Here is an 8,936-nt window from a genome sequence, read left to right on the forward strand (position 1 = left end):
TAACAAAAAAATATGTATACTTGCGAGATAGTCTGAGCTTATCGATTCCTCGGATAGATATTTAAAGAGCTCACCCACTCTTCTGGCTGCTAGAATGGGAATGGGAAGCTTCTGGTTGATCTGGGTCGAGTTCCAGTTGATTTTGGTAAGCGACAAAACCTCCTGCGCTATCTCAGCGATTCCCGGCCAGATCGCCGATAAGTTTCGGGCTTCGCGAACAGAGCCAGAGTGCGTAGCCGATATCTTCAACCGGGGCGGCGGCTTCTCCCTCGCCAGTGCCGAGCGCGATCACATGCGTTGCGCATTCGGCCAGCGCGCCGTCAAGGCGCCCCGCTTTCGTCGCGCTGCCGTAAAGGTCCAGGAACCACGCCAGCGAATAAGACCAGTCGGCAGGCAAGTCCTGCCCATTGTGATCCCTTGCGACGACGGCCACGACGGCCTTGCGGCCTTCGGGCGTGCGGGGCTCTATCCCAAGGATCGGGTATAATTCGGGTGTCGGCTGCTGAAGGATACGCGCCGGCACGAGCGACAGTGCTTTCTCCAGCGAGGGAGGAAAATCCTCCAGTTCTTCGGCCAGCTCGGCAGCTTCTCTCCTTCGTCCCTCGCGGCGCGCTTCTACATATTCTGCCGCAACCACGGCAATGGTGCGCTGCGCCCGTTCAGCGGTGCTGGTGGCAATCAGCTCGGCCGGAATGTCACCATCCTTGATCGCCCAGTGCGTACGGTGCTGTTCGAACTGTTGAATGCCCAGCCGGTCCGCAATTCTCAACACCGCTGACCGGTCGAGAAAGGCATGTTTCGGATCGGGCTCGAAGGTGAAGGCCAGTTCGTGTCCGCGCCGAACGATATTGCGTATGCGGCTGTGCCGGACCACGCGCGCGTGCGGGCCTCCCGCCCCGACTTCGTACATCAAAAGCGCCGGGATTTCCTCCAGCCGGCGCAATGTTTCAGGGCGCGAGGTCGATAGCCTCGGCCTCGGCGCCGCTAGATTCCTTGAACCGGTCAATGGTTGACGTGAACGGCGGCGTTTCCCACCACTCGCCGTGGCCCGAGACAAGCAAGTTAAACATGGCACACCACCGACCTCACGCCGCCTTCTCCATAGACCACTTCACCCGTTCGGCGAGAAAGGCGGCGAACGTTTTCACATTCATATTGCCGCGCGCCTCCTCCAGCCCTGCGAGGTAGGCCTTCCGGTCATCGACTCTGACGACTGTCCAGGGGTAACCGCCTGAAGCCAGCATCGCGTTCATGAGGAACCGCGCCATTCGTCCGTTGCCGTCCGGATAGGGGTGCACATAGCCCACAAGCCAATGCCCCAGCACGGCACGCACGGAGGCCTCCTTCTCCGCCTCCAGCAGGTCGAACAGCTCATTCATACCATCGGCCACCGCTTCGGTACGCGGCGGCACCTGCTGCGAGCCCCGCAGGTACACAGGGTGATTGCGATATCCCGCAAGCGCGCTGGCTTTGAGGATGCCGGCGGTCACTGACGGCGCGAACAGCTCCCGGTACCACTCCCGGTGAGTGTCCCGCGTCAACGCGCCGGCTGGCTTGCCGTTGATGATCGCGGCAACAGAGTCTTTGACCTTCTGGAATGCGAGGTAGTAGCCACGCGCGGCAAGCGCATCTCGGTTCTTGCGGTCCTCTTCATCAATCTCCGGATTCCAGCTCCCCTCGCGCACCCGGTCGATGAGTTCCGGGGTGACGCTGTACCCTTCTATCGACAGCGAATGGTAGGCGTCGCTTTCGTAGATATCCTCGACGAACTTCATATAGGCGTCTTTGTCGGACGGCAGTCCGGGTGCCTTCGGGAATATCTCGATGATGGCTTCGCGCTGCGATTGCCAGATCGCGCGCAGGCGGACGACCAACGGCGGTACGCCCGCCGCAATAGTTGTCACTCCAATTTGTCCCGCGAACGGATCGGATTCGCGCACGTCATAGCCGGCGGCTTTGAAGGCGGCCACGATTTCATCGGCAAAGGAGTCGCGTCCTACGCGACGGAAGGCCCCCGCAAGCCGTCCCGCCACGGCGGAATGGCCGCCATCAAGCAGCAGGGCCAGAACGGTTGATACGTCGCGCACCGACGCCATGGCGATCTGCATCTCGATAGGGGCGCGCTGGAAGAACGCTTCCGGCACCCGGGTAAGGGCGGCCTCGACAGTGAACACGCGCTGGCCGTTTTTCTCTGTCAGTTCGGCCGGCATCTCCTTGACCTTGAGGTCATAGAGCGAAGTGCCGAACAGCAGGTCGATTTTGTTATTCGTGCCTTTGGGGGTGTTCACCACCACCTGAGGCGGAATAGTGGGCGCTTCCGCGTGCAGAAGCAGCGACTGCTCCGGTGAGAGGAACCAGTCCTTGCCGAACCGGTCATTGCAGTAAAGGGAGCAGAACTCCCAGAAGCTCGCGTACCAAGGGGTGGTGTCTTGCTGCCGTGCCTGCGGGCCGGTCGATATGAGCCAGCCTTTGATAACATCGCGCAGGAACCCGTTCTGCAGCAGCCGCTCCCGGTGGACGCGGGTCAGCTCATCTGATTTGAATATGCGCCGCCCACCCTCCTGCAGCTCTTTGAGGACGGCCAGTGATAGAGCGAGTTTTTCATGGGGCTTGGCCATGGCCGTGCCTTTGCAACTTTTTTAGAGCTGTGCGATTACAAGTATATAGTGCTGATAGGCGACAAGTCAATGATGCTGTGGATTTGCAAGTTTTTTAAGTCGTGCGATAACAAGTTTTTTATGCGATAATCGGCAAATGCGATCGTTTCCATAGCCGCGCGAAGGATCGTTACCCGGATGGGCCGAGACCCAGCTCCCCCGCAGGCTACGCAGGGGCTCGGGGCGAGCCTAGAGCCTGGCCCTCCGAAGCGCTTCGAAGGAGGACGCGCCTCTTTGAAAAACTCGCCCGTTGTGCATCGTGGGTACCCGTAAACGCGAATTCTCAAAGGAAAGACGCTCCTTACCTCTCCCTCCCGCCACGATCATCACGGCCGCGCCCGCGCTCACTACGCCGCGACGCCCGCGAGATCGCTGCACGCATCTGATCGGCCACCAGACCGGGTTGCAGATGAAGGATGTCCGTGACGCTGTCGTGTGTTTGCACCGTCACCGCAGTGACGGCAAGGCAGCTGCGCACGCCCATGGAGGAGAGCGTCTCGATATCGCGCGCGATTCCGGCACCCCCACTGGAGTCCGATCCGCCGACGACAAGTACATGCGATGCCTGCCTCAGCGCCCTTTCATCCGTTAGAATGAGCGTTCGAAACGCAGGATTCCGCCGACACTGCTCTTCTTGTTGGCGTTGGTCCAGTTCACGTTGGAAGCGTCCACCTTGCCGACGGCGAAGTTGCCGTAGCGGCCATAGTCGAGTTCCGCCGTAACTGTGAAATCTGGAAGAAACGCATAGGCGACGTTTGCAGCGACACCATGGTTCTTGAGCTGATCACCGGAGAGCTGAAGGTTGAACGAAGTTGTCTCGTTGAGCTTGTAAGTGGCGCCAGCCCAGAAAGCCCAGTTCCCGCCCCAACTCTTATAGAAGCCGCGACCATGAGCGTCGATGGCGTTCGTGGAGTCGTCGTTGAGCTTGCCGTTGGAACCGTAGCCGAGCATTCCGAACAGCAACAGTTCGTTGGTGACATTGATGTCGACACGGACCTTGGCGGCCACCGATTCGTAGTTGCTATCATAAGCGGCAACGCCGGTGATCGCGCCCCAGCCATGTGTGTATTTCAAGCCGCCGACTACGTGCGGTGCGTAGCTGTCGATTGTGCCGACCACGCCCGAGCCTTCTTCGAGCGAAACCACGGCCGAAAAGCCGTTCCCGGCGTCGAAGTAGTACTGAACCACATTGGTATCGAAAGCGCCGTACGGAACCGGCGTCTGGTTGAGTACGTCACCCGCGCCGCCAATAAACATGTCGAAGGCCGACCAGTCCTTACCAACTCGGAGGCCACCAAGCTGAATCCAGGCGAAAGTCAAGGTGCTGTCTCCGTTGAAGGCATAGGACCGAGAACTGTCCGAAACCGAAGTGTGGCGGTTGCCGAAGTTCATGCGGGTTTCGGTGTAGGTCTTCAACGTGCCGAGTTCGGTCTCCTGGCCGGTCCAAGTTTTCAATGTGAAGCGCGTGTTGTTTTGCCATGTGCCCTGATGCTCACCAGTCCTCACATCCGAGGTTCTTGCGTGATCAACCAATCCGACATGGCCCAAGCCGACGTCGTAACGGACATAGCCGCCGATGCGCACGCAGGTCTCAGTGCCTGAAATGTAGACGTAGCCCGAGCCGTAGACGTCGCAGACTTTAACGTACTCAGTCGGGTCAGGCTCGGCAACGGCGGTCACGGCGTGAGCGTCGGAAACGGCAATCAGTGCCGCAGTTGAGCCGAGGAGGAGGCTCCTAATGTTCATTGTTGATCCCCGTTCAAAGAGTAAAAGGAATGGACGTCAGTGATGAACTCTTGCTAAGGAAACAGTGATAACGATGCGCATTGAGTTGAAATTTGAGGCAGTTTGATGCGCTCGTCACGCCAGATATTCATCAGAAATTGAGAATATGATTGGGCGTTATTGTTACAAATATGCGATTGTTATTACAAATATAATAATCGCCGAAACGACGCCATCCAACATTTCAGTACAAATCATCCCCGTCATCTCCGCTAGTTGTGGGCGGGCCGTCACAAAGGCTTCTACTGCAAATGACGTGCCATCCTGACGACGCAGCTGCGGCTTGAAGCTCAAGTGTGCCGGCGGACCTTGGTTCGCTCTTCCTTCCTTTTTGCCTTGCGGATCAACCCAAGCACGAACGGCAAACGTTTCGGCTACGGTTCGTCTGTTCGCTTCGCGACAGTTTCGTTCAATGGCGACAGCTTTGTTTGCTGTGAGCCCCGACGTTGAGACATCCCGCGGCGGCACCGCTCGGTACGACGCCGTCATTTTGGCGAGCGCGATGATCGGTAATCACGCGCTGACGCGCAGCCTTGCCTCCACCACGGAGTCAGTAGGCGCGCCGGCCTTGGCATTGCGGCCGACCTGACGGTCGCGTCGAGCAGCCTCTCGTCCTGATAGACGGCGCGCCACAGCTAATGCTTCTTGCCAGCAATTCACACAACGAGCTCATCGAGATGCCAGAGATCACTATGGGGCTGCGCTAGCTGGCGAGCAAAGTCTGGTCCCAACGCCGTGTTATCTCGTTGGATGCGGCAGCCGCGCTCAGCAGAATCTACTCGACCAGGCGCAGGCTGAAGGGAAGGGATGGTGGAACCAAACGGTGCGCGTGAGGGTCGCGGCGGGAACAGCCATGGCCAGTCGCTGACCTTCCAGCCAAGACTGAACGGCCGCTATTGCTGAGAAATACAAGTTTCGAGGCCAAAGCGGAACGGACTGACATAGCGCAAAGACACAGGCGAGCGCAGCGGTAAGGTTGGCGGTTATCAGCATGGGACGGTAACTGTTGCAGACCACAAAATATCGCGAGGCCGGCCTGCCTTGGTACACTATCTATCCGACTGTGTCAGAGTTCTCTGGGGCGGTCGGCGCCGAGGCTTATGAGGAATGGCTCAGGAACCTGCCGGCTGACGATCCGGTGTCGCTCTATTTCCACGTTCCGTTCTGCCGATCAGCTTGCTGGTATTGTGGCTTCCCCACCACCATCACCCGCCATGATGCGCCGATCCTCAACTATCTGGCGGCCCTGCGTGACGAGATCCGTTTGGTCTCGGAGCGAGCGCCGCAGACGCTGCCCGTGAGCGACATGCATTTCGGCGGCGGAACGCCGTCTCTCATAGGACCAGCCGAGTTCCTGGCTCTGATGGAGTTCCTGCGACGCCGCTTCGCTCTCACGAAAACAGCCACGGTTGCCGTCGAGATTGATCCGCGCACGTTCACGGCCGAGATGGCCGAGGCCTTAGGAGCAGCCGGCGTGAACCGTGTGAGTCTCGGCGTGCAGAGCTTCGATCCCATTGTTCAAAAAGCAATCAACCGGGTTCAGAGTGAGGCGCAGACGTCGGCTGCCGTGGAAATGCTGCGCCGGCATGGAGTAAGCCGCATCAACTTCGACCTCATCTTCGGTCTCCCGCATCAAACGGTGCAGTCCTGCGTCGAGACCGCGAGGGCGGCGGTCGCAATGCGCCCCGACCGGCTTGCGGTGTTCGGCTATGCGCACATCCCGTCGCTTATAAAGAATCAGCGCCTCATCGAGGCGGCAGTTCTTCCGGGCAGCGCTGCCCGCGCTGAACAGTATGCGGCCGTGGCCGCGACGCTGATTGCCGCCGGCTACCGCGAGATCGGACTCGACCATTTCGCCTTGCCGGACGACGAGCTCGCGCTGGCACAGAAAACGGGTCGCCTGCGGCGTAACTCGCTGGGCTACTCGGCCACCACCTGCAGAACCCTGATCGGTTTCGGCGCGTCGGCTATCGGCCGCGTCGGCGAGGGGTACGTCCAAAACGAAGTTACACGGGATTCCTACATCCAGCACATCGCAGCTGGCCGTCTGGCGACGTCAAAGGGCTATCGCCTCACCGACGACGACCGCGTGCGAGCCGCAATTATCGAGCGACTAATGTGCGATCTCGAGGCCGATGTGCAGGCAATCTGTGCCGCCCACGGATCTGATCCGATCCGTCTTCTCGATTCAGCTGAACGCTTGGCGATGCTGGCCGAGGACGGGATAGTGGACTTCGAAAACGGTTTTGTCCGCGTACGGCGGGAGCATCGCTTTGTAATTCGCGCTGTCGCTGCCGCGTTCGATGCTTTTCTCGATCGGGATGGCCGTAAGCATAGCCACAGGTGAGGGCAAGCATCCAACCGGAAGCTAAACCCGACGCCCTTGGCCGAGGCCTGTCATGAAGCGCGCGTCAAGGATGCGAAAAGCAGAGCTGATCCGCCTATTTCATCTCATCTTCAATGACATCGACCTCGTGGCTGCCACCGAGGCGTTTCCATATTGATCGTGGTAGGTGCGGGGCATCTGGGTGTTTCGCCGTCAGCGCATGAATATCCCCGCCATGTGATGGGTCAGGAAATCGCGGTGGCTGCAATCAGCCCGTCCATCGATGACAGACCGCGGCCACGCCGCTTCGCGAGGCCCGTCAGGTCGCCCCAGGCCAGGGCAACCAGTTCGTCCACGGGCAGGACTCTCGGCTCGAAGCGCTGCGGCAGGTCCCGGGCGAGCCATCCGGCCAGTGCGTCACGTTTCCGACCTTTGTCCATGAGGGCAGCGCCGCGCCGGATCTCGGCGATCGACACAACGCTGATAAATGAGCGGTCTTCATCGAGCCCGTCCATCCATTCCAGCACGCGCGCGTCAGGGCTCGGCCTCGTCACCTCGGAGAGGACATTAGTGTCGAGCAAGAGCCTCACAATGGCAGACCATGCGGTTCATCGCGTAGCCGCTCGATGTCCAGTTCGGCGCTGCGCAGCGGCGATGCGCAGCGAGTGCCCAGAAAACAGCAGCCAGCTCCCCTTTCCGGAAGATCGGGGCGGACGCCACGCAAAAAGCGCCAATCCTTAGCGCCGGCGGTCTGTATGTTTGCGCGCTGGCGGCTTTGGTGTACTCCTGTGCCGTTTCGACGAGGCTTCCAGCCGGACCGGCAGGGGAGGAGGCTTTGGCGGCGCGGCCGGCACACGGCCCACCTCGAGGACGAGATCGACGATGTCGGGCAGATCCTCGGTCGCCTCACAAATCGGTGAGGTCGTCGGGACACCGTCTTCCACTTTTGTTGATCAGCCGCCTTCCTGGCCATGTTCCGAGACAATAAGGCACCCGTGCGCCGCCGCCTCGATTAACCCAAGACGCGCAAGGATCTTTTGCCGGAGACAACGAGGTCACCATCCTGCGGTGCCGCGTTGCGTCACAGTCGGCATGAGATGTGCAAAGTGGACCGTCGTCAAACGTCAAACAGAGGCGTTGGTGACTGGACTGAACGACCAGAACGAGCTGCTTGCGCCTTTCGGACTTCACAAAGTTCGAAAATGGCGTCCAGGGCATAATCGCCGCTTGTCAAAATGTTTGCGACAAGTCCGGTGAAAGCCTACCGAGTATCTTGTGCTTGGGGGCGGTTAGTTCCGATAAACTAAGCGGCATACACATGCTAATCTATTTGATTTACGGGCCGACCTGCAGCGGCAAAACAGACGCGGCAATCCAAATTGCACGAGAGACCGGATGGCCGGTCATTGCGCTGGATCGTGTACAATGCTGTCCTCAAATCGCCACCGGCAGCGGGCGTCCCTCGGATTCCGAACTGCAATCTACCCAGCGGATCTACTTGGATTCGCGCCCGCTAACCGCGGGCATCATCGACGCCGAGACCGCCCATCGTAAGCTGATAATGCAAGTGGATGAGCGTAGTTCCCAGCCGGGGCTCATCCTCGAAGGCGGTTCGATCTCCCTTCTCAATTTAATGGCGCGAAGTCAGCATTGGGACGGCGCTTTTCGGTGGCATGTAAAGCGGTTGCGGCTCGGCAACTCGGACGCCTTTCTGGAGAGAGCCAAGCGTCGGGTCACAGACATGTTTGTCACAAGAGAAGGACAACCTTCATTGCTGCAGGAACTTGCGGATCAGTGGAAGGAAGATGCAGTCCGTCCCACTTTGGAAGACCTTGACGGATATCGTTGCGCCATTCATTTTGCGAGAGAGCACAGCTTGGCAATCAGCGAAATGCCGTGCCTTCGCAAAGAGCTCCAACAAGATCTTGTAGAGGCGATTGCGAGAGAATATCTCGAATATGCGCGTTGGCAAGAACGCGACTTTCCAGAATGGCAAACTGAGTGAGCAAGCCTCCCCGGACCTCGCCTGCGGTGCGGGCACGGTAGCTCCTGAGAATTGCGCTAAGTGGTTTGCTGAAGCAAGCTAGCACTACTTTGGCAGATTTTTAGCGGAGAGGGTTCTGCGGCAGTGGGGACAACGGATTGGGGGCGGCTGCGCGAGCGCGGTG

General features: G+C 59.3%; 6 protein-coding genes and 2 pseudogenes. 2 read left to right on the forward strand and 6 right to left on the reverse strand.

Features of this window, described 5'->3' with window-relative positions:
* Positions 1 to 172 precede the first annotated feature (172 nt).
* The 5 genes and pseudogenes from NKJ17_RS31115 to NKJ17_RS31135 all read right to left on the reverse strand — a co-directional run bounded on the left by NKJ17_RS31115 (position 173) and on the right by NKJ17_RS31135 (position 4,403).
* Positions 173 to 910: a hypothetical protein gene (locus NKJ17_RS31115; protein WP_352691546.1), complete on the reverse strand. Its 738-nt coding sequence runs from the start codon at positions 908 to 910 to the stop codon at positions 173 to 175.
* Positions 911 to 947: 37 nt separating this feature from the next.
* Positions 948 to 1,070 (reverse strand): hypothetical protein, encoded by a 123-nt coding sequence (locus NKJ17_RS31120; RefSeq protein WP_023679689.1) that lies wholly within the window; start codon positions 1,068 to 1,070, stop codon positions 948 to 950.
* Positions 1,071 to 1,085: 15 nt separating this feature from the next.
* Positions 1,086 to 2,618 (reverse strand): Fic family protein, encoded by a 1,533-nt coding sequence (locus NKJ17_RS31125; RefSeq protein ID WP_352691547.1) that lies wholly within the window; start codon positions 2,616 to 2,618, stop codon positions 1,086 to 1,088.
* A gap of 403 nt (positions 2,619 to 3,021) precedes the next feature.
* Positions 3,022 to 3,231 (reverse strand): annotated as a pseudogene (locus NKJ17_RS31130) (bifunctional hydroxymethylpyrimidine kinase/phosphomethylpyrimidine kinase); the annotation flags it as partial.
* Between the two features lie 14 nt (positions 3,232 to 3,245).
* Positions 3,246 to 4,403, reverse strand: coding sequence for a porin (locus NKJ17_RS31135; RefSeq protein ID WP_352691548.1), 1,158 nt, complete (start codon positions 4,401 to 4,403; stop codon positions 3,246 to 3,248).
* A gap of 1,045 nt (positions 4,404 to 5,448) precedes the next feature.
* Between NKJ17_RS31135 and hemN the strand changes: the two genes are divergently transcribed.
* Complete coding sequence (gene hemN, locus NKJ17_RS31140; protein WP_352691549.1) at positions 5,449 to 6,789, forward strand: oxygen-independent coproporphyrinogen III oxidase; 1,341 nt, start codon at positions 5,449 to 5,451, stop codon at positions 6,787 to 6,789.
* Positions 6,790 to 7,016: 227 nt separating this feature from the next.
* On the opposite strand, the pseudogene NKJ17_RS31145 reads toward hemN, so the two are convergent.
* A pseudogene (locus NKJ17_RS31145) lies at positions 7,017 to 7,358 on the reverse strand (PIN domain-containing protein); the annotation flags it as partial.
* Positions 7,359 to 8,086: 728 nt separating this feature from the next.
* Here NKJ17_RS31145 and NKJ17_RS31150 point away from each other — a divergent pair.
* The gene (locus NKJ17_RS31150; protein WP_352691550.1) at positions 8,087 to 8,773 is read left to right on the forward strand and encodes an isopentenyl transferase family protein; all 687 of its coding nucleotides are present in this window, start codon (positions 8,087 to 8,089) and stop codon (positions 8,771 to 8,773) included.
* Positions 8,774 to 8,936: the final 163 nt, after the last annotated feature.

The organism is Mesorhizobium sp. M0208, assembly GCF_040322015.1.
GTDB lineage: Bacteria > Pseudomonadota > Alphaproteobacteria > Rhizobiales > Rhizobiaceae > Mesorhizobium.

Coding starts and splice junctions, on each gene's coding strand:
- NKJ17_RS31150 (WP_352691550.1), top strand. CDS start 8,087: ATGCTAATCTATTTGATTTACGGGCCGACCTGCAGCGGCAAAACAGAC.
- NKJ17_RS31125 (WP_352691547.1), bottom strand. CDS start 2,618: ATGGCCAAGCCCCATGAAAAACTCGCTCTATCACTGGCCGTCCTCAAA.
- NKJ17_RS31115 (WP_352691546.1), bottom strand. CDS start 910: ATGTACGAAGTCGGGGCGGGAGGCCCGCACGCGCGCGTGGTCCGGCAC.
- NKJ17_RS31135 (WP_352691548.1), bottom strand. CDS start 4,403: ATGAACATTAGGAGCCTCCTCCTCGGCTCAACTGCGGCACTGATTGCC.
- NKJ17_RS31120 (WP_023679689.1), bottom strand. CDS start 1,070: ATGTTTAACTTGCTTGTCTCGGGCCACGGCGAGTGGTGGGAAACGCCG.